Origin of the sequence: Staphylococcus sp. LCT-H4, from assembly GCF_001866145.1 — a bacterium.
Taxonomy (GTDB): domain Bacteria; phylum Bacillota; class Bacilli; order Staphylococcales; family Staphylococcaceae; genus Staphylococcus; species Staphylococcus succinus.
This window is the reverse complement of the sequence record NZ_MODY01000002.1, coordinates 59,399-78,925: the sequence shown is the minus strand read 5'-3', so window position 1 is coordinate 78,925 and position 19,527 is coordinate 59,399. Positions and strand designations below refer to the sequence as shown.

The window sequence follows — 19,527 nt, the reverse complement described above, 5'->3', positions numbered from 1 at the left end:
TTCTAAAATAATTGCGTAAAGCAATGACTATAATTGAATTTTGTAGTGTTAGGTTATGAAAGCAAGGAGGCAAAATTTTGGAACAAATAAATACGGAAAAAGTACAAGATTTACTTTCTTCATATGCAAATCAGCCTGTATACTTACATGTCGAAACCACAAACGGTGCATACGCTGCACACTTTGACCAACGTGTATTTAATGCAGGAACTTTTTTAAGAAACATCCAAGTTACTTACGAACATGCACAACTTAAAGGTGGTAACAAAGACCCTTATCGTGTAGGACTTAAACTTAAAGATAATGGTTGGGTCTATGTTCAAGGATTAACGCACTATGAAGTTAATGATAACGGTGAATTTCTATTAGCAGGTTTTAACTATGAAGGTCAACTTGCTGCTGCTCTAGAAATTAGTACGCAACCGTTTCAAGTATAAGGAGGGCGAATCATGGCAGAGGAAAGCCAAGTTTTAGTAATATTTCCACATCCAGATGATGAATCGTTCTCATCTGCAGGAACTTTAGCAAGATATATTGACAACGGTATTCCAGTCACATACGCATGCTTAACACTCGGACAAATGGGCCGCAATTTAGGTAACCCGCCATTTGCAACACGTGAATCGTTACCTAATATTCGAGAAAAAGAATTAGAAAATGCAATGGAAGCAATTGGTATTACTGATTTACGTAAAATGGGTTTACGTGATAAAACAGTAGAATTTGAACCCCATGACGAAATGGATGCAATGGTAAAATCTCTTATAGATGAATTAAATCCATCTGTGATTATTTCTTTCTACCCACAATTCGCTGTTCATCCAGACCACGAAGCGACTGCAGAAGCGGTCGTAAGAACTGTTGGTCGTATGCCTGAATCAGAAAGACCACGTTTACAACTTGTAGCATTTAGCAATGACGCACCTGAAAAATTAGGTGAACCTGACATTCTAAATGAGATCAGTGATTATAAAGAGGTTAAACTACGCGCATTTGAAGCTCATGCATCTCAAACAGGTCCATTCTTAGAACAACTTGCAACACCTGATGTCCCTGGCGAGAAAGTACACAGCTTCTTAGAAGTAGAACCTTATTGGACTTATAACTTTGAATCTTAAGTGGAGGCAATAGCATGACTGAATTTGACTTATCTACACGAGAGGGCCGTTGGAAGCATTTTGGTTCCGTGGACCCTATCGATGGTACTAAACCAACAATAAAAGAAAAAATGAAAGATTTACAAAGCACACATAAAGACTTCTTATTTGAAATAGAAGAAGTTGGAATTAAAAACTTAGTATACCCAGTACTTTTAGATCGATTTCAAACTGCTGGTAACTTTAGTTTCTCTACCAGTTTAAATCAAGATGAAAAAGGCATTAATATGAGCCGTATCTTAGAAAGTGTTGAAAAACACTATAATAATGGTATTGAGTTGAATTTCGACACACTTTATCAATTATTACGTAGCTTACAAGACAGTATGAATCAAAATGCTGCAGGACTAGATGTATCTGCAAAGTGGTTCTATGATCGCTATAGTCCAGTGACTCAAATCAAAGCAGTTGGCCATGCAGATGTTACGTATGGTTTAGCAATTGATAAAAAAGATGTAACGCGAAAAGAGATTACTATTGAAGCTGCTGTTACAACATTATGCCCTTGTTCGAAAGAAATAAGTGAGTATTCTGCACATAATCAACGCGGTATCGTCACTGTTAAAGCATATATTAATAAAAACGTTGCATTAACTGACGATTATAAAGATACAATTTTAGATGCTATGGAAGCAAATGCCAGCTCTATTTTATATCCAATTTTAAAACGCCCAGATGAAAAGAGCGTTACAGAACGTGCCTATGAAAACCCAAGATTTGTAGAAGACCTTATCCGTTTGATAGCTGCTGATTTAGTCGGCTTTGAATGGATAGAAGGCTTTGACATCGAATGTCGAAACGAAGAATCTATTCATCAACATGATGCGTTTGCAAAATTAAAATACAGAAAATAATTATTCAAAGTGTTAACATGAATCTACTAGATGTCTTGTTAACACTCTTTTTTTGCAAATTGCTAACTCATTATTCATACTTTTGCAGTTAGCTTCATTATTTTTTAAATTTCGTTAAAATATCCTACATAATTGCTTTAGAAACCTTTTATTTTTTAAAATTTTGCATATTAAATATTAAAATTTGCTAGTGTTATGTATGTAAAATTTATATTAAACTTATTATTATAAATTACCGTTAATTACAACATTTATACTTGTGGTGAATAATTATGCTTGATTATCGTTTAAATATATATAACAACGCAACTTCTCCTATCCATCGTCTACAAACAAACCATTTTTTAAATATTTACCTATTATTAGAAGGCACAATGACCTTACTACGCAATATGAATTTTCAACAACTTACCTCAGGATATCTATTTTATGTTTATGATAGTGATGCTATCAGCGTATTATCCTTTGAAGGCACTCTTTTATGTTTATCTATAAATAATTACTATGTTTACAACACGTCGATGAATCAATCAACAATTAAAAAATTATTAAATACAGTTGATGCAGCTTATCTAAAGTCAAATTTTATTGATATTATCTTTTCTATTATAAATGACTCTAATATTCAAACAGCAAAGCAATTAAATATGTTAAATCATATTAAAGTTCTATATGAAATGGACCCGGCATCAACTGATGATAATACTTTGACTTTAATCAAAAATGTCACAGCATATATTAATGACAATAATCAATATCAACTAACTTGTCAGCATATTGCTAACACATTTTTTGTACAACCTAGCTATTTATCTCGTGAGTTTTCCATAATGATGCACTGCACACTTTCAAACTACATTATTGCTTCAAAAATTTATTTTTCAATTTGTGATTTATTAGAGGGATTATTACTAGAAACAATTTGGAAAAAATATCAATTTCAGTCTTACGAGGGCTATGTATATCATTTTCAAACTATTACAGGAAATATTCCTAATAAAAAAATATTCAAACTTTTTAAATATGAAAATATAAACGCTTTGACTTTACGTCAACAACAAATACTTAAACAAATTCAAGTTAAGTTATAAATTTACTGAGGTGATAAACATGAATACAATAGCTTATGAAGAAAAAAGACTTTTAATAAAAAAAGTTATAAAACAAAATTTAAGTCTCAATTTTTCAGAAATAATAATTTTAGATAAATTACTTATGCTTGATAAAGAAAAAGTTGATTTATCCTTACTCAGGCAAGCATTAAAATTAACACACACACCTATTTCTACACAGCTTAACCACCTCATAGAACTTGGTTTCTTTAACAAATCGAGAGGTATCCAAGACGAACGCTGCATTTACTTGTTTGATATAAATCTAATTAAAATTAAAGCCACAATAGAACAATACCATGTTATCGTAAATTCAATCATTAACGCTTAAATAAAATTGATTCTTCATAAATAAAAACTGGAAAACCCCTTACAATATGTACTAGGGATTTTCCAGTCTTTAATTATTTCTCGTCATTGGACAAAAAACTTTATTTTAGATGTTCGTATGGGCTATTTTTCACAAATGAAATGATTTGGTCTACGAATAATTTTGAGCGTAATTGGAATTCATTGTTATCTAAATATAAAGTACCATCTTCTAATTTATTATAATCTGTATCGTGCGTAGCAATTTGTGTTGGAACAGCAATTCCAAGCAATGTACGAACGATAAGACGTAAATGAGATAGTGGTTCTGAACTTACGATACCACCACTATTACAAACAAGACCTACTGGCTTCATCTTGAAGTCATCCATTGTTAAGTGGTCTAAAGCATTTTTTATAATACCGGAGTAAGAGCCATGATAGTTTGGCGTACCAATAACAAAGAAGTCTGCTTCTCTAGCTTTAGTTTGTAATGCTTCAATATTTTCTTTATAGGTCTCACTAGGATGGGACGCACCTGAAACATCTAATTGATGGATGGGACGTTCAGCTAAATCAAAAATCTCCGCTTCAAATTCATGTTCTTCGAAATGCCCTTTTAAAAAATGTGCTAATGCAGTTGTATGCGAACCGATTTTCGCACTACCTACGATTATTAAGCCTTTCATTTATTCATTCACCTCATATTATTATTCATTATTTTCTTTAAGTAATTTCATAATGGCTTTCCCTACACCACTTTGTTCATTTGTATCTGTTACATATTTTGAAACTTCTTTAACTTCTGAAGTCGCATTGTCCATTGCTACAGAATAACCAACACGTTCTAGCATAGATATATCGTTCAAATTATCGCCTATTGCCATAACATTTGTCATATCAATATTAAGACGCTCTGCAATGGTTGTTAATGCAATGCCTTTTTGTGCATCCGCATGTGTAATTTCAATATTGCCTCTTGATGATGAAGAAATCGCAAGACTTTCTGATTCTGCTAATTTTTTACTCATACGATCAATTTTTGTTAAATCACTGTCAAAAGCAAGTATTTTCATAACGATTTCGCCTGGTGTATTTTCTATTTTGTCATAGTTATCTACAACTTTTAAAGTGCCATTATCTATACGTTTTTGAATACCGCTTTTTATTTTTTCTACATCTGCTGTTTGACCTGCACGTTCTGCAATATCAATATATATATCTAAATCTCGTTGAGGATTTTCTGTATAGATACCTAAGTTGGTATAAATTTGATAATAAACGTTTTCGCTAGCAAGTTCATTTGTAACTCTATTGATAAGCTCACGGTTTAAATTAGATGTACTCATGATATTAAATGATTCGTCTCTGACTTCAGCACCATTCAAACATATATACGGCACTTTTAAATCTGTTTGGTTAATCGGCGTGTTGGCTTCATAAAAAGCACGACCTGTAGCTATAACTACAGTAATTCCTTGAGATTGTGCATATTGGATTGCTTGAATATTTTCTTCTGATATTTCATGTGCTGCATTTAATAAAGTACCATCCATATCTGTCGCAATTAAGTTAATCATTCGTTCTCCTCATTTCCTACTATGATCAATAATACAAATTGAATTACACATCATTCTCATTTGCCATAATTTTGTAACATATTCATATTCTACCAAATGTTCACTCATTTGTATTATCCGCTGTTTGATTGATTTTTTTATTTTTCCTAATATTTTTGAAGAAATTTTTTAATAATTGTCCACATTCTTCTTCTAAAACACCTGTTTTTACTGTTGCACGATGATTGAATCTAGATTCTTGTAAGAGGTCCATCAGGCTTCCTGCACATCCACCTTTTGGATCTTTAGCGCCGTATACTACATGTGGAATCCGACTCATAACAACTGATCCTGCACACATCACACAAGGTTCTAATGTGACATATAATGTACAATCTTCTAATCTCCAATTTCCACACAAAGCCGCTGCTTTTTGAATTGCTATATGTTCAGCATGTGCCGTTGGGTCTTGCAGTGATTCACGCAAATTATGCGCTCGAACAATTACTTCTTCCTCTTTAACTATGACTGCCCCAATCGGTACTTCACCAATGGCCCCTGCCTTTTCAGCTTCAGCAATCGCAATTTTCATATAAAATTGATCTCTTGTCATGTGTCTCACACCTCACATATGGTACAATACTTATTGTCTATTTTAACATTGGAGCGGTAAATATGAAAAAACCTTTTATAGCTGTAGAAGGCCCGATTGGTGTCGGCAAGTCTTCTCTAGCAGATAAACTTAGTCAATCTTACAACTACTATCACGAAAAAGAAATTGTTAATGAAAATCCTTTTTTATCTGATTTTTATGAAGATATTTCTAAATGGAGTTTTCAAACGGAAATGTTCTTTTTATGTAATCGTTACAAACAATTTCAAGATATTGCAACCTTGCATTCAGGTATTGTAAGCGATTATCACATTTATAAAAATAAAATTTTTGCACACAATACACTCACACATACAGAATATAATAAATTTTCAAGAATCTATGATATTTTAACCGAAGATTTAGAAATGCCCAATATCATCATTTTTTTAGATGCAGATTTAGAAGTTTTAAAAGCGCGTATTGCACACCGTAATCGTAGTTTTGAACATCAAATTGAAGATAATTACTTACTAAATTTAAAACGTGATTACAACGCTTATTACCAGTCATTAAAAAATGATGGTGAACGCGTCATGCGCATCGATACAACCCATCTTGATTTTGTAAAACATAATGATGATTATCAATATATTTTAAATTTATTACAATCCCTAATTGGAGGAAAAATTCATGAATAAATATGGTATCCCTCAAGATGCTGTGATTACGATTGCTGGCACAGTTGGTGTAGGTAAATCAACCTTAACAAGTGCTTTAGCCGACCGTTTAAACTTTAGAACATCATTTGAAAACGTTGACCACAATCCCTATTTAGATAAATTTTATAATGATTTTGAGCGATGGAGTTTTCATTTACAAGTTTACTTCTTAGCAGAACGCTTCAAAGAACAAAAACGTATGTTTGAATACGGTGGCGGCTTTGTACAAGATCGTTCTATTTACGAAGATGTCGATATCTTTGCAAAAATGCATGAAGAACAAGGCACGATGACGCCTGAAGACTTCAAAACATACTCAGAATTATTTAATGCGATGGTTATGACACCTTATTTTCCAAAACCAGACGTCTTAATCTATTTAGAGTGTGACTATGATGAAGTGATTGATCGTATAAACCAACGCGGTCGCCAGATGGAAATTGAAACTGAGCCTGAATATTGGAAGAAATTATTCAAACGCTACGATGACTGGATTAGTGAATTCAATGCATGTCCTGTTGTACGTGTTAATATTAATGAATATGATTTACATGATGATCCAGACTCATTAGATCCTATCATTGATAAAATCAGTCGTATTATTGAAGCTTATCGCAAGGTCGACCAACGTTAGTCACTTTGACTAATCAAAAAATCTCGAATTATCCACACTCTTTAGCAGAGTCCTATTAGAACATTAAATTCTGATAGGACTCTTATTGTATTTAATGATTTAATATCTACTCAATGTGACTACGATAAATAATCTTTTCTATCTCATCATCTGTTACATATTTACTATAATAATCTTCATCGGTTTGTTCTAAACCAAATGTACTTGCCTTATCTTGATCTTCCGTGCCTATATAGAGTTGACCTTCTGTATCTTGATATAAGTCAAAAATAGCACCTTCATATCTTGCTTCTTGATACAATGCGTATAGTTCGTCTAAATCATCTCTTGCAACACGCTTGAAATATAATGTGTGTGCAGATGTGTTTGTCGTTTGTGCTTCAAAACCTTTTTCTAGTGCTTCGGCATCCTCAGTTACTAACACCACTTCATTGCTAATAATCTCAACTACTTTATATGTGTCTCCCTGATAAGTTGCATATTTACCATCTATCATTTGATCACCTCAATGCTATTATTAAATATAAAAAAATCATAATATACGTTATGTATATTATGACATAATTTGAGCGCGCCGCCTATTAATTTAATATACCTATAACATCATTCGCAGTTGCGACAACGTGATCAGCTTTATCAAATTCGTGTTCTAAACCAACACCAGTCAATACTGCAATAGATAGACCTAAATTGGCATTTATCCCTGTTTGTATATCATTTGCAGTATCACCTACAATCGTTACATCGCGTGGAGCTACTTTATAATTATTAAATAATGGATTTAACACTTCTGGATTTGGTTTTTCAACAGCATCAGCTTCAGTAGAAATAATAACATCAAAAAACTGACTAAAATTTGTAGCTTCTAAAAATTGTTGTACGCCTTTGTTAGAGTCACTTGTAACGATACCCATTTTATAACCTTGATTTTTCAATGTTGCTAATGTTTCATCAATGCCTTCTACAACAACATTTTCAGGAATTCGATTATCAACGAGTGTTTGACTTCTATTTTGTGCCCATTTGGTAACATCTTGATTAGCAATTTCGCAAAATGCTTGCACCATTTCATCTAATGCACCTGAGGCCATAATTGTACCAGGCTGTATCTCCCCATCTATAATGCCTAAATGCGTATATCCTGCTTCAACATCCTTGATATCTTCTTGATAAGTTGTCATAAAGTCATCTACTAACTGTAAACCAATCTTCATCCAACTACGATCAAAATATATTAATGTTCCATCTTTATCAAATAAAATCCACTTCATTGTTCGCACAGCTCCTATGTATTAACTATCTATTAGATTTATCACCATATTATATTTTAATATAAACTAGTAAAGCGAAACAAATAATGGAACTGAAAGTCATTTAATTTCAATATTTAGGCAATATTCGTATCATTAAATTGCTCTTAAGCAGTACTTTATCCTATTTGTTTTATCAATTCCAAATATCAAAAAAACTTCAACCATCACATAATGGTTGAAGCTTTTTTGTATAAAATATCCAATTAATATCTAGGTACTACAACTCTCCATCCTTGAGGGTCTTCAAGTTTACCACTTTGGATACCAACATAATTATCATATAATTTTTGAGTAACTTCACCAGTTTCATTATTGTTAATTACGATTTCAGTGCCACCGTATTTCAATTGACCTACTGGAGATATAACCGCAGCAGTACCTGTACCAAACACTTCTGTAAGGGCGCCTGTGTTATGTGCTTCAATTAGTTCATCAATAGATACACGACGTTCTTCAACTTCATATCCTAATTCTTTTGCTAATTCAATGATAGTCTTACGTGTAATACCAGGCAAGATACTACCATTCAATTCTGGTGTGACAAGTTTGCCATTCTCTACGAAGAAGATATTCATACTACCTACTTCTTCTACATATTTCTGTTCCACACCATCTAACCATAATACTTGGTCGTAACCTTGGGCAGCTGCATTTGTTTGAGCAAGTAAACTCGCCGCATAGTTCCCAGCAACTTTCGCGTGACCAACACCTCCACGAACTGCACGTACATATTCATCTTCAACGTAGATTTTCGTTGGTGTTAATGATGCACCACCATAGTATGATCCTGATGGCGATAAAATAATTAATAGTTTATATGAAGCAGATGGACGAACGCCTAAAATACCTTCTGTAGCAAAAACATATGGTCTTATATAGAGAGATTGGCCTTCACCTTCTGGTACCCAATCGCGTTCGATATCAACAAGTTGTTTCAATCCTTCTAAGATTTGTTCTTCATCTACTTGTGGCATATCTAAACGTGCTAGTGAATGGTTTATACGTTTAAAGTTTTCAGATGGGCGGAATAAATCAATTTCATCATTATGTTTATAAGCCTTTAACCCTTCGAATACAGACTGGCCATAATGGATAGCTTGTGCTGCTGGAGAAATTTCAATCGGACCATAAGGTACAATTTTTAAATCATGCCATCCTTGGTCAATATCATAGTCGAAACTTAGCATATAATCTGTGAAATATTTTCCGAAACCTAAATCAGTTGGATCCGGTTTCTCTTTTAGGTTTTCACGTTGTTCAAATTCAATTTTTTCTGACATGATGATTTCCTCCCAATGCAATTTTAAGTATTTATATTAAATTATACCAATATGAGAACTTCTGTTCAATAATTTTCAAACAATTTAAAATATATCAACAATACAATTTACTACTATTGAACAATGCTCCAATTAATTTAAGCAATACTATTCCTATTTAAGCTTTTATAATTACATGCTCTTCTATAAAATATAATGCTCATATAAATGTATAAAAATCTGTCTAACATTTAAAAGTTAGACAGATTTTTTATTTATGATTAGTCAGCTATTTAATATATTGATATTATGACTGTACTTTTTCTTTGTCTTCAATCGCTTCTAACATCACTTTAGTCATTTTGTTTAAATCATATTGTGGATTAAAGCCCCATTCTGCTCTAGCACAACTTACATCGATACTATTTGGCCAACTATCCGCAATGGCTTGTCGTACGCTATCCACTTCATAGTCTAATTCAAATTCTGGATAATATTCTTGAATTGCTTCTTTGACCATTTCTGGTTCTATACTCATAGCACTTAAATTATACGCGTTACGATTAATCAATTTAACGCCATCTGCTTCCATCAATTGAATAATTGCATCAATTGCATCTTCCATATACATCATATCCATAAATGTATTCTTATCGATGAAACTTGCATAGCGCCCTTCTCTTACTGCTTTAAAGTAAATATCTACAGCATAATCTGTTGTCCCACCGCCTGGTTCTTTAATGTGCGAGATTAAACCTGGGAATCTCACACTACGGGTGTCGACATTGAATTTTTCAAAATAGTATTGGCATAATAATTCGCCTGCAACTTTATTCACACCATACATAGATGTTGGACGTTGAATCGTGACTTGTGGTGTGTTTACTTTAGGTGTGGAAGGTCCGAAAGCACCAATTGAACTTGGTGTGAAAAATTGTAAATTAAATTCACGTGCAGCCTCCAATGCATTCATAAGTCCCCCCATATTTAAGTCCCAAGCAAATAATGGATTTTTTTCAGCAGTTGCTGATAATAGCGCAGCCATATGCATAAACGTGTCTGGTTTAAATGATTCTACCAATTCATACATACGTGTTTTATCTGTAACATCTAGTATTTCAAATGGTCCATTCGCTATAGCTGAGTCCGCTTCAGGTTCTCTAATATCTGTCGCTAATACATTGTCATTTCCATATAATGCTCTACATTTAACAACTAGTTCTGTACCAATTTGTCCTAAGGCACCAGTAATCATAATTTTTTTCATATTTCTATCTCCCTTGTGTATTACAGAAATCGTAACGTTTTTTACACGTGGACAAAAAGCGTATTTTCACATACATCATAACATGAAAGCGCTTTTATGTATACTTTGTGTGTACAATCTTTGTATATTCTATCAAGGTCGATTACTAATGTCTAGTTTTAATATAATGTTATTTATTTTAAATGTAATATTTTTTCTATTTTAACTTTCTTATAATCAAAATCAGCTGGTTGTTGGGCCAATTTCTCATTATTTTCTATAAGCGCTTTTAGTTTTTCCATTTGAAATTGCCACCCAGCAAAATCCAGTCCAATATGTAGAAACTCATATGGTAAAAATTCCTTGAATATGAGCTCAGTTGTTGCTTCATCCTGATTCAGATCAAATTTTACTTGTCCAAGATCCCAAGTATAACCAATCTCTTTATTATGCTCAAAATCAGTAATGTACATTTCTTTATATTCTTCACCATCTAAATGAAATAAAATTTTGCCATCTTTTTTTCTTTCGCATATTTCTAATTGTGGAAACCATTGTTGTATCCCTTCTGTTGTACTTAGATAATTGAAAATATTTGACGCTGTCTTATTTATAGATACTATGAGCGTTTGGTAAACCCCATTATGATCTTTATCATATTCTACTTTCATCATTTACATACCACTCCTTATATCTCATAAAAATAAGCCAGAAATATCATGAAGTTGTGCTTTTAACACTCCGATGACTATTCCTGACTTTCTTTATTATATTCTACCCATTTTCTTTTGAAATTATTTGGAATTTTTGAGTTATTTTTTTACTTTACATAAGCAATACTTAAAAAGATAAACCGTAGTGGTGATACCACTACGCCTATATGCATATTTGATGTAATAAATAAGACCATAATTACAAATACAGAAATACAGAAATAATTGTATTAACTTAGCCGTATGAATACCTTAATACATTAAAACATTTTAAGTTGCGTTCAATTTAGAATTGTTCAACTATCATACAGTAAATAAAGTGAAATAATTTATTTTATTCTTAAAGTAGCTGATAGATTCAATAACCATTATATATTCATTTAAATTATTCAAACTTTTCTTGCAAATATTTGTAATCGACACGGGAATTATATACAATAAATTAAATGCTTAAAAGTCTGAAATGATCCTTTTGACTTTTTAAGTAAAGAAAGTTTGGTGAATATGGAAAAAGATAAAAAGAAATTATTACACAAAATGGTTAAGCCATTCGCGAAGACAAGTTATACAAAAAGTACAATTCAAATTATAAATACATTACTACCTCTTTTTGCACTCATTGTTTTGGGCGGCCTTTTATACAACGTACATTGGTCATTAGCAATCATTTGTAGTATTTTTGCTTCAATATTTTTAATTAGAACATTTATTATTTTTCACGATGCATGTCATGGATCTTATTTAAAAAAACAAAAGCACAATGATTTACTAGGAAATATTACTGGATTCCTCACATTCTTTCCATACAGAAAATGGCGTAGAGAACATCTCATACACCACGCGGGTAGTGGTAACTTAGAAAAACGTGGCATCGGTGATATTTGGGTAATGACTGTTGAAGAATACCAAGCTTCATCTAAGTTTACACGTTTATCTTACAGGGTTTATCGTAATCCTTTTGTGATGTTTGTAATTGGCCCATTTTTCTTAGTCTTTGTGTCAAATCGTTTTAATTCAAAAGATGCTAAATGGAATGAACGTCTAAACACATACCTCAATAATATTTTCTTAATTATATTACATGGTGGTCTTATATTTATTTTAGGCCCAGGGCAATTTTTCGCTATGATTGCACCTATGGTATTTATTTCTGGCATGCTCGGTATATGGTTATTTTATATCCAACATACCTTCGAAGATTCTTATTTCGAAGAAGCTTCTGAGTGGGATTATGTTAAAGCAGCAATAGATGGTAGCTCTTATTATAAATTACCAAAATTTATTCAATGGGTTACTGGAAATATAGGATATCATCACGTACATCATCTAAATCCTAGAATTCCTAACTATGCTTTAGAAGCTACACATGAAAATGTTAAACCATTGCATCATGCAACTTCAATTACACTTATCGAAAGTCTATCTTCATTGAAGTTTAAATTGTATGATGAAAGTCATAAACGTTTCATTACTTTTAAAGAGTTTTCAAAAAAATATAAAATACCACGCGCACAATCACAACGCTAATTGAGTGCTAAGTACAACAATTCAAAAAGGAACACCTACTTTCTAGTAGGTGTTCCTTTTTATGAGACTATGCTTTTCTGACTCTCGCTATTTTTCAATAAGTAATGTTTTAATCGCTTTAATATCTTCTGGCGTTGTCTGACAACAACCGCCCACAATTCTAACACCCTGTTCAATCCAACTAGGTAATTGGTCTATAATTTGACTACTATTCCCTTCATTTTCCCACTGCTTAGTTTCTGCATCATAATGCGCACCACCATTTGGATATAGTGCAATAGTTTGTGACAAGTCCTTTAGACCTTTATTCATAGCTTGATTAATACCTTCTACTGTTGAGCAATTAATGCCAAATATAGGGAGCGTTTGGCTATGATGTGTCATATATTCGCATAATGTTTCAAATGCTGTGCCATCTGACAAATCCCCTTGTTCGTCAACAGTCACTGATAACCAAAACGTTTGTGTATTACTATAACGAGGAATAATGTATTCGGCTATCGCTTTAATTTCACTAAAATTTGGCACAGTTTCAAATACAAAATCATTAATCCCCCTAGAGATCAGTGCATCGATTCTTGCCTTATGAAAATGATAGTAATCTTCTTGAGTTCGCTCATAGTTCCCCGTATATTCAGAACCATCACTTAAATATGACCCATAAGGCCCTAAGCTACCTACTACAACCTGATTATCATATGTGGCCTTGTTAACTTCTTCCACAGCAGTTGAAAATAATTGTTCAATTTCTTCTACCTTTAAACCAATATCTGAAAAAGTATCATAACTGGCTTGATATGTACTTGTTAATATAATATCAGCGCCTGCTTCTGTAAAAGCACTGTGGGCTTGTTGAATTTTGTTTGGTTGATGTCGCAATACTTCACTCGACCATAAAGATGAGTTTAAATTACAACCTGCTTGTTCTAATGTGGTAGCAAGACCACCGTCTAATATAATAGGACGTTGTGCAGTTAATTTTTCTAATAAGCGCATTTATGCGTCTCCTTTTTTATTATATTTAATATAGTAATAGGCTAAAGCAAGTACTGCAAATGGTAAACCAAAGTATAACGCAGGGGCTTGATTCGGGTCAAAAATCATACCGATACATGAAACAAGACACAGCGTAAAACCGATAATAGGAACAGCTTGGTGTATTTTCAAACTTTGATCTATTCTTTTAGCATTAAAATATGAAACACAGATACTCATCCAGACAATCACAACTGCTAATCCAGCTATCGACACGAGGACTACGTACAATGAATCTGCTACATATACACTTGATAATAATGCTAACAAACCACCAATCATACTAAATAATGTTGCTCTAATTGGCATTTGATATTTATTGAGATGACCAAACCATTTTGGGAACATACCTTCATTGGATAAACTCCAAATCATTCTACTTGCTGCATACAAACCTGAATTGGCAGCAGAAAGCAAAGCAGTGATGATAACTATGTTCATAATGTCACCAGCATACGGGATACCCATTTCTTGAAAAATAACTACAAAAGGACTTTTTAATGATTTAACTTGATAACTAGGAATTAAAATAGAAATAATAATGATTGTTCCTATAAAGAAGACAATCAAGCGCCATAAAGTTGCTCTAATTGCTTTCGGTATAACTTTTTCAGGTTCTTCAGCTTCCCCCGCTGCTATACCAATCAATTCCGTACCACTAAAAGCATAATTGACCGCCAACATTGTTAAAAATACAGAGCCTAGTCCATGTGGGAACGTAGGGTTTGTATATCGTTGCGTAATTGTATGTAAACCTTGATATCCAGTATAGTGAATCAATCCTATAATGACTAAAATACCTAGAAGGATAAACACTATAATTGCGATTACTTTAACTAGTGAGAAATAAAATTCGACTTCTGCATAAAAACGTGTCGATATAATATTAAATACTAATACTAAAATAATTGCTATAGTTGCAAATATGTATACAGGTATATCTGGAAGCCATTTTTGCATCAACAAACCGACAGCTGTAAATTCAGACCCCAGTGCTACTGTCCATGTTAACCAATAGAACCATGCAACGATGTAACCAACTGCAGGATGTATGTATTTACTAGCGTATACATGAAACCCTCCTGTCACTGGGTGTTTTATCGCTAATTGCCCTAAACATAACATGACTAGGTAGACTAAAATAGAACCAATAACATAAGATAAGACCGTCCCCAACGGCCCTGCTTGTTGCAATGTGTATCCAGAACTTAAAAATAGGCCTGTACCAATTACGCCACCAAAGCTCAATAGCATTAGATGACGTTGTTTCATGGCACGTTTAAACGTTGTTTGTTCCATATATCTCTTCTCCTCATCTTTAAGCACTCAATACTTATAAAAAATTTGAGTATAATTAATCATTCTATTTATTTCTGAAAATTTAGTCAATAGTAAATAAATGACTACTACAGAAGATACTTTAATAAAGTTAAGGTATCAGTTATTAAAATGTACATTAGTCAAATGTATTTCAAAGATTTATATAACGCTTTCTAAAAATACAAAACTTATATATATTCATTATTCGATAATTTCATACATTTTACATTTTTATGATAACAATATTATAATCAACCTTAATCCCTTGGTGTATATAGTTTACGTCTATAATATAATCGTTGTTTACAAGTCTGAATTTTCGAAATATTTATAAAAATTAGATTTCTTTATTGATTTTAATTCTCAATAAAGATAACATTCTAATAGTAAGTACATATATAATAATTACGCATTAAGGAGAATAACTATGGTAGATCATAATAACTTAGTATCTTCAACACAACAGATTACTAAGGAAGCTTTAAATAAATTAGGATTCGAGGAAGGTATGTATGAATTAATTAAAGAACCCTTACGCTTTTTAGAAGTACGAATCCCTATCCGTATGGATGATGGAACTATGCAAACCTTTACAGGTTATCGCGCACAACATAATCACGCGGTCGGACCTACTAAAGGTGGCATTCGTTTTCACCCAGATGTCACTAAAGAAGAGGTCAAGGCCCTTTCAATGTGGATGACTTTAAAATGTGGCATTGCAAATTTACCTTATGGTGGCGGTAAAGGCGGTATTATTTGTGATCCTAGACAAATGAGTAACCAAGAACTTGAACGTTTATCGCGCGCTTATGTTAGAGCCATATCGCAATTTGTAGGTCCTTCAAGCGATATACCGGCACCAGATGTCTATACCAATCCCCAAATTATGTCATGGATGATGGATGAATATAGTATGATTAATCGCTCAAACGCGTTCGCATTCATTACTGGTAAACCATTAGCTTTAGGTGGCTCATTAGGTCGTAACCGTGCTACTGCACTTGGTGCAGTCATTACTATCGAAGAAGCTACAAAACGTCGAAATATTTCTATTAATAATTCTCGTGTCGTCATTCAAGGATTTGGGAATGCGGGTAGCTTTATCGCTAAAATTCTACACGATATGGGCGCAAAGATTGTTGCAATTTCCGAAAGTTATGGCGCCCTTTACGATTCAAATGGTTTAGATATAGACCATTTAATCGAACTTAAAGAACAACATGGTCGAGTAACACATTTATTTGATGACGTTATTTCTAATAAGGATTTACTAAAACTAGATTGTGATATTCTTGTACCGGCTGCATTATCAAATCAAATTACTGCTGACAATGCCAATGATATTAAAGCTAATATTATTGCAGAAGCGGCGAACGGCCCTACAACTCAGGAAGCCACACGTATTTTAAATGAACGTGGTATATTATTAATCCCTGATGTTCTCGCTAGTGCTGGTGGTGTTACTGTATCATACTTTGAATGGGTGCAAAATAACCAAGGCTATTATTGGTCCGAAGAAGAAGTAAATACTAAACTACGTCATAAAATGGTTGATGCCTTTAATAATATATATGATTTAGCACATGACAGAAAAATAGATATGCGCTTAGCTGCTTACGTGATAGGTATTAAACGTACAGCTGAAGCTTCTCGTTTTCGTGGGTGGGCATAACCTTATAACTAAAACACTCGCACAAATGATTAGAATGATTTATACGAATACCGCTCAAAACTTAGAAAACCAAACGTTAAAAAGCGTTTGGTTTTTTTATAGAATACACCCTTTCTATGAAAAAAACTATTGACGATATCCCTAAAAATACAATTTAGAGCTTCTAACTTTCCCTAAAATTATAACTAATTTTTCTATCATATTATTATATTAAATATTAGAATTTTCAGATTTATTTGAAATACTAAAGATTACTCTATATAATTATTTACAATAAAGGGGATGATTTACATAATGAAAAATAATATTTACGGTAATGTACCATGCTTTTTAAATAGTAAAAACTTAGCACAATCTAACACACTCGATACAGATGTCATTGTTTATGGTGCTCCATTTGAAGGAGAAAGCACTTGGGGTGATTATACAGGTGTCGAACTTGGCCCTAAACAAATCAGAGTATCTTCAGCGCGTTATAGTCAGTATTTACCTGAACTCAATCATATTGATATCAGTGAACATTTAACTATTGGCGATGTAGGCGATGTGCCGTTTGTTGCGCATGACAATAAACAAAGCTATGACAATATAGCTGACTTCACTAAACCATTATGGGAAAGTAATAAATTTTTAGTAGGATTGGGTGGAGAACACGGGGTGACTTATCCTATTCTCAAGTCCTTAACTGAAACAGGTAAAAAAGTCGGTATTATTCATTTAGATGCTCACTATGACAACATGCCAGATTATGAAGGTGAAACTTATGCACGTAATACGCCATTTATGAGACTCTATGAAACTGAAGGTGTACGTAATGAAAGTATTATTCATACAGGCATTCATGGTCCTAGAAACAAACCTGAAACTGGTCGTTTCGCACAAGCATCTGGTGCTGTTACATTAACCATTAACGATATTCGTAATGCAAAAGATTTAAAACAATTTTCCCGTGATATCTATAATCAAGCAAGTGAGGAAGTTGATGTTGTATATTTAACTATATGTAGTGATGTGCTAGACTTCGCTTTTAATCCGGGTGGACCGGTCGATGGCAATGGTATAACTTCTTATGAATTACTAACAATGATTTACGAATTTGCATCTCTAGGTCTTTGTGGTATGGATTATGTAGAAGTCTATCCAATGAAAGATCCAAATCAAAATTCTGCACACTTTGTATCTACAGCAGTCTTGTATGTACTTGCTGGCCACGTCGATTATCTCAATAACATCAAATAACCCAAGGAGTGGTTGGCATGTTTAAAAATGCAGGAAAGATTTTAAAATCAATTGGTCCTGGTATGATTATCACTGCTTCATTCATTGGCCCCGGTACAGTCACTACAATGTCTCAAGGTGGCGCCGGATTTGGATATAGTCTGCTGTGGGCTGTGGTCTTTTCAATCATTGCCACAATTGTACTTCAAGAAATGATTATTCGTTTATCTCTTGTGACACGTGAAGGGTTAGGTGAAGCGATTCAAGAATTATTTTCAAATAAAATTGGTAAACTGATGATTGTATGGTTCACTTTAATTGCTGTTACGATAGGTTGTGCTGCATATATTAGCGGAGATTTGATTGGTACATCTCTTGGTGCCTCCTATTTACTTAATATACCCGAAAATATTGTTGCGCCAATTATTGGTGTAATCATTTTACTTATTGGTCTATTTGGAAATTATCGTTTCTTAGAAAAAATTATGATTTTTCTTATGGTCGTCATGGGAGTCATATTTATAACCACAATGGTTGTCATTAAACCCGATATCTTAGGTATTCTAAAAGGTATCTTCGTCCCTACAATTCCAAATGGCTCTATTATTACAGTCATTGCCTTAATCGGAACAACAGTAGTTCCATATAATTTTTTTATACACTCAACAGCTGTGCATGAACGTTTTGGTGATATCAAAGCATTAAAGTTTGCGAGATGGGACACAATTATTTCAATTACCATAGGCGGTATTATTTCAGCTGCAATCTTAATTGCAGCCGCGACACTCATGCATGGAAAAGAAATCACAAGTGTCATACAACTTGCCGGGCCTTTAAAGCCTGTCCTCGGAGATGCTGCACCTGTGACAATTAGTATTGGTCTATTTGCAGCAGGATTATCTTCCGCAATTGCTTCTCCGACTGGAGCTGCTGCCACAATCAGTAGTTTATTAGGATGGAAAGGTGGCATGGAAAGTAAAAAATATAAATATGTATTCACTATAATTATTATTATCGGAATCATCACATCTGCTTTAGGTTTCGAGCCACTTCAAGTATTACTTGTGGCACAAGCGCTAAATGGTATTATATTACCTGTAATAGCTATACTCATCTTTATTATTATCAATAAAAAGAATTTAATGGGTCATTATGTCAATACAATATGGCTCAATATTATAGGCGGGTTCGTTGTTTTAGTAGTATCATTCTTAGGTTTATACAGTCTCGTTGATTCCTTAAATATGATGATTTCCTAACCCTAATTTTTACTTAATTTAAAAAA

Annotated in this window: 21 protein-coding genes; 11 read left to right on the top strand and 10 right to left on the bottom strand. The window is 33.2% G+C overall.

The window, feature by feature from the left end:
• Nucleotides 1–77: 77 nt before the first annotated feature.
• The 5 genes from BK821_RS05290 to BK821_RS05270 all read left to right on the top strand — a co-directional run bounded on the left by BK821_RS05290 (nucleotide 78) and on the right by BK821_RS05270 (nucleotide 3,454).
• Nucleotides 78–437, top strand: coding sequence for a YojF family protein (locus BK821_RS05290; RefSeq protein ID WP_046837751.1), 360 nt, complete (start codon nucleotides 78–80; stop codon nucleotides 435–437).
• A 12-nt stretch (nucleotides 438–449) separates the two neighbouring features.
• On the top strand, nucleotides 450–1,118 hold the full coding sequence (bshB2, locus tag BK821_RS05285; protein ID WP_046837750.1) for a bacillithiol biosynthesis deacetylase BshB2: 669 nt from the start codon (nucleotides 450–452) through the stop codon (nucleotides 1,116–1,118).
• Nucleotides 1,119–1,132: 14 nt separating this feature from the next.
• A complete protein-coding gene (folE2, locus tag BK821_RS05280) occupies nucleotides 1,133–2,011 on the top strand; it encodes a GTP cyclohydrolase FolE2 (protein ID WP_046837749.1) in 879 nt (292 codons plus the stop codon).
• 272 nt (nucleotides 2,012–2,283) lie between these two features.
• The gene (locus tag BK821_RS05275) at nucleotides 2,284–3,102 is read left to right on the top strand and encodes a transposase (protein ID WP_071331379.1); all 819 of its coding nucleotides are present in this window, start codon (nucleotides 2,284–2,286) and stop codon (nucleotides 3,100–3,102) included.
• A gap of 19 nt (nucleotides 3,103–3,121) precedes the next feature.
• Nucleotides 3,122–3,454: a transcriptional regulator, SarA/Rot family gene (locus tag BK821_RS05270; RefSeq protein WP_046837748.1), complete on the top strand. Its 333-nt coding sequence runs from the start codon at nucleotides 3,122–3,124 to the stop codon at nucleotides 3,452–3,454.
• A gap of 100 nt (nucleotides 3,455–3,554) precedes the next feature.
• Here the strand turns inward: BK821_RS05270 and BK821_RS05265 are convergent, their stop codons facing one another.
• From BK821_RS05265 to tadA, 3 genes are all read right to left on the bottom strand, one after another.
• A complete protein-coding gene (locus BK821_RS05265) occupies nucleotides 3,555–4,121 on the bottom strand; it encodes an NADPH-dependent FMN reductase (RefSeq protein WP_071331378.1) in 567 nt (188 codons plus the stop codon).
• Nucleotides 4,122–4,142: 21 nt separating this feature from the next.
• A complete protein-coding gene (locus tag BK821_RS05260) occupies nucleotides 4,143–5,012 on the bottom strand; it encodes an HAD family hydrolase (protein ID WP_071331377.1) in 870 nt (289 codons plus the stop codon).
• A 100-nt stretch (nucleotides 5,013–5,112) separates the two neighbouring features.
• Nucleotides 5,113–5,604: a tRNA adenosine(34) deaminase TadA gene (gene tadA, locus BK821_RS05255; RefSeq protein WP_046837745.1), complete on the bottom strand. Its 492-nt coding sequence runs from the start codon at nucleotides 5,602–5,604 to the stop codon at nucleotides 5,113–5,115.
• Between the two features lie 62 nt (nucleotides 5,605–5,666).
• Between tadA and BK821_RS05250 the strand changes: the two genes are divergently transcribed.
• The gene (locus tag BK821_RS05250) at nucleotides 5,667–6,284 is read left to right on the top strand and encodes a deoxynucleoside kinase (protein WP_046837744.1); all 618 of its coding nucleotides are present in this window, start codon (nucleotides 5,667–5,669) and stop codon (nucleotides 6,282–6,284) included.
• Complete coding sequence (locus BK821_RS05245) at nucleotides 6,277–6,939, top strand: deoxynucleoside kinase (RefSeq protein WP_046837743.1); 663 nt, start codon at nucleotides 6,277–6,279, stop codon at nucleotides 6,937–6,939. The genes BK821_RS05250 and BK821_RS05245 overlap by 8 nt, the downstream gene beginning before the upstream one ends.
• Before the next feature lie 106 nt (nucleotides 6,940–7,045).
• Here the strand turns inward: BK821_RS05245 and BK821_RS05240 are convergent, their stop codons facing one another.
• The 5 genes from BK821_RS05240 to BK821_RS05220 all read right to left on the bottom strand — a co-directional run bounded on the left by BK821_RS05240 (nucleotide 7,046) and on the right by BK821_RS05220 (nucleotide 11,431).
• Nucleotides 7,046–7,435: a hypothetical protein gene (locus BK821_RS05240; RefSeq protein WP_046837742.1), complete on the bottom strand. Its 390-nt coding sequence runs from the start codon at nucleotides 7,433–7,435 to the stop codon at nucleotides 7,046–7,048.
• Nucleotides 7,436–7,520: 85 nt separating this feature from the next.
• The gene (locus BK821_RS05235) at nucleotides 7,521–8,210 is read right to left on the bottom strand and encodes an HAD family hydrolase (protein WP_071331376.1); all 690 of its coding nucleotides are present in this window, start codon (nucleotides 8,208–8,210) and stop codon (nucleotides 7,521–7,523) included.
• A 245-nt stretch (nucleotides 8,211–8,455) separates the two neighbouring features.
• Nucleotides 8,456–9,532, bottom strand: coding sequence for a branched-chain amino acid aminotransferase (locus BK821_RS05230; protein ID WP_046837740.1), 1,077 nt, complete (start codon nucleotides 9,530–9,532; stop codon nucleotides 8,456–8,458).
• Between the two features lie 286 nt (nucleotides 9,533–9,818).
• Complete coding sequence (locus BK821_RS05225; protein ID WP_046837739.1) at nucleotides 9,819–10,778, bottom strand: NAD-dependent epimerase/dehydratase family protein; 960 nt, start codon at nucleotides 10,776–10,778, stop codon at nucleotides 9,819–9,821.
• Between the two features lie 173 nt (nucleotides 10,779–10,951).
• Nucleotides 10,952–11,431 (bottom strand): SRPBCC domain-containing protein, encoded by a 480-nt coding sequence (locus BK821_RS05220; RefSeq protein ID WP_256201622.1) that lies wholly within the window; start codon nucleotides 11,429–11,431, stop codon nucleotides 10,952–10,954.
• A 543-nt stretch (nucleotides 11,432–11,974) separates the two neighbouring features.
• On the opposite strand from BK821_RS05220, the gene BK821_RS05215 reads away from it, so the two are divergent.
• Nucleotides 11,975–12,997: a fatty acid desaturase gene (locus tag BK821_RS05215; RefSeq protein WP_046837738.1), complete on the top strand. Its 1,023-nt coding sequence runs from the start codon at nucleotides 11,975–11,977 to the stop codon at nucleotides 12,995–12,997.
• 87 nt (nucleotides 12,998–13,084) lie between these two features.
• Here BK821_RS05215 and mmuM read toward each other — a convergent pair whose 3' ends face one another.
• Both mmuM and BK821_RS05205 read right to left on the bottom strand, forming a co-directional pair.
• Nucleotides 13,085–13,993 carry a homocysteine S-methyltransferase gene (gene mmuM / locus BK821_RS05210; RefSeq protein ID WP_046837737.1) on the bottom strand — a complete coding sequence of 303 codons (909 nt, stop codon included), beginning with the start codon at nucleotides 13,991–13,993 and terminating at the stop codon, nucleotides 13,085–13,087.
• Nucleotides 13,994–15,331 (bottom strand): amino acid permease, encoded by a 1,338-nt coding sequence (locus tag BK821_RS05205; RefSeq protein WP_071331375.1) that lies wholly within the window; start codon nucleotides 15,329–15,331, stop codon nucleotides 13,994–13,996. It lies immediately after the preceding gene.
• Between the two features lie 448 nt (nucleotides 15,332–15,779).
• On the opposite strand from BK821_RS05205, the gene BK821_RS05200 reads away from it, so the two are divergent.
• The 3 genes from BK821_RS05200 (at nucleotide 15,780) to BK821_RS05190 (ending at nucleotide 19,501) form a co-directional block, all read left to right on the top strand.
• A complete protein-coding gene (locus BK821_RS05200; RefSeq protein ID WP_046837735.1) occupies nucleotides 15,780–17,024 on the top strand; it encodes a Glu/Leu/Phe/Val family dehydrogenase in 1,245 nt (414 codons plus the stop codon).
• Between the two features lie 294 nt (nucleotides 17,025–17,318).
• Nucleotides 17,319–18,263 (top strand): agmatinase family protein, encoded by a 945-nt coding sequence (locus BK821_RS05195; protein WP_046837734.1) that lies wholly within the window; start codon nucleotides 17,319–17,321, stop codon nucleotides 18,261–18,263.
• A 17-nt stretch (nucleotides 18,264–18,280) separates the two neighbouring features.
• The gene (locus tag BK821_RS05190) at nucleotides 18,281–19,501 is read left to right on the top strand and encodes an Nramp family divalent metal transporter (protein ID WP_046837733.1); all 1,221 of its coding nucleotides are present in this window, start codon (nucleotides 18,281–18,283) and stop codon (nucleotides 19,499–19,501) included.
• Nucleotides 19,502–19,527 lie beyond the last annotated feature (26 nt).

Excerpts from the sequence above, each read along its gene's own strand:
- BK821_RS05190 (WP_046837733.1), top strand. The coding sequence starts at position 18,281 with ATGTTTAAAAATGCAGGAAAGATTTTAAAATCAATTGGTCCTGGTATG.
- BK821_RS05265 (WP_071331378.1), bottom strand. The coding sequence starts at position 4,121 with ATGAAAGGCTTAATAATCGTAGGTAGTGCGAAAATCGGTTCGCATACA.
- BK821_RS05275 (WP_071331379.1), top strand. The coding sequence starts at position 2,284 with ATGCTTGATTATCGTTTAAATATATATAACAACGCAACTTCTCCTATC.
- BK821_RS05250 (WP_046837744.1), top strand. The coding sequence starts at position 5,667 with ATGAAAAAACCTTTTATAGCTGTAGAAGGCCCGATTGGTGTCGGCAAG.
- BK821_RS05230 (WP_046837740.1), bottom strand. The coding sequence starts at position 9,532 with ATGTCAGAAAAAATTGAATTTGAACAACGTGAAAACCTAAAAGAGAAA.
- BK821_RS05240 (WP_046837742.1), bottom strand. The coding sequence starts at position 7,435 with ATGATAGATGGTAAATATGCAACTTATCAGGGAGACACATATAAAGTA.
- BK821_RS05205 (WP_071331375.1), bottom strand. The coding sequence starts at position 15,331 with ATGGAACAAACAACGTTTAAACGTGCCATGAAACAACGTCATCTAATG.
- folE2 (WP_046837749.1), top strand. The coding sequence starts at position 1,133 with ATGACTGAATTTGACTTATCTACACGAGAGGGCCGTTGGAAGCATTTT.
- BK821_RS05200 (WP_046837735.1), top strand. The coding sequence starts at position 15,780 with ATGGTAGATCATAATAACTTAGTATCTTCAACACAACAGATTACTAAG.
- mmuM (WP_046837737.1), bottom strand. The coding sequence starts at position 13,993 with ATGCGCTTATTAGAAAAATTAACTGCACAACGTCCTATTATATTAGAC.
- BK821_RS05215 (WP_046837738.1), top strand. The coding sequence starts at position 11,975 with ATGGAAAAAGATAAAAAGAAATTATTACACAAAATGGTTAAGCCATTC.
- BK821_RS05225 (WP_046837739.1), bottom strand. The coding sequence starts at position 10,778 with ATGAAAAAAATTATGATTACTGGTGCCTTAGGACAAATTGGTACAGAA.
- BK821_RS05245 (WP_046837743.1), top strand. The coding sequence starts at position 6,277 with ATGAATAAATATGGTATCCCTCAAGATGCTGTGATTACGATTGCTGGC.
- BK821_RS05195 (WP_046837734.1), top strand. The coding sequence starts at position 17,319 with ATGAAAAATAATATTTACGGTAATGTACCATGCTTTTTAAATAGTAAA.
- BK821_RS05270 (WP_046837748.1), top strand. The coding sequence starts at position 3,122 with ATGAATACAATAGCTTATGAAGAAAAAAGACTTTTAATAAAAAAAGTT.
- bshB2 (WP_046837750.1), top strand. The coding sequence starts at position 450 with ATGGCAGAGGAAAGCCAAGTTTTAGTAATATTTCCACATCCAGATGAT.
- tadA (WP_046837745.1), bottom strand. The coding sequence starts at position 5,604 with ATGACAAGAGATCAATTTTATATGAAAATTGCGATTGCTGAAGCTGAA.
- BK821_RS05235 (WP_071331376.1), bottom strand. The coding sequence starts at position 8,210 with ATGAAGTGGATTTTATTTGATAAAGATGGAACATTAATATATTTTGAT.
- BK821_RS05260 (WP_071331377.1), bottom strand. The coding sequence starts at position 5,012 with ATGATTAACTTAATTGCGACAGATATGGATGGTACTTTATTAAATGCA.
- BK821_RS05220 (WP_256201622.1), bottom strand. The coding sequence starts at position 11,431 with ATGATGAAAGTAGAATATGATAAAGATCATAATGGGGTTTACCAAACG.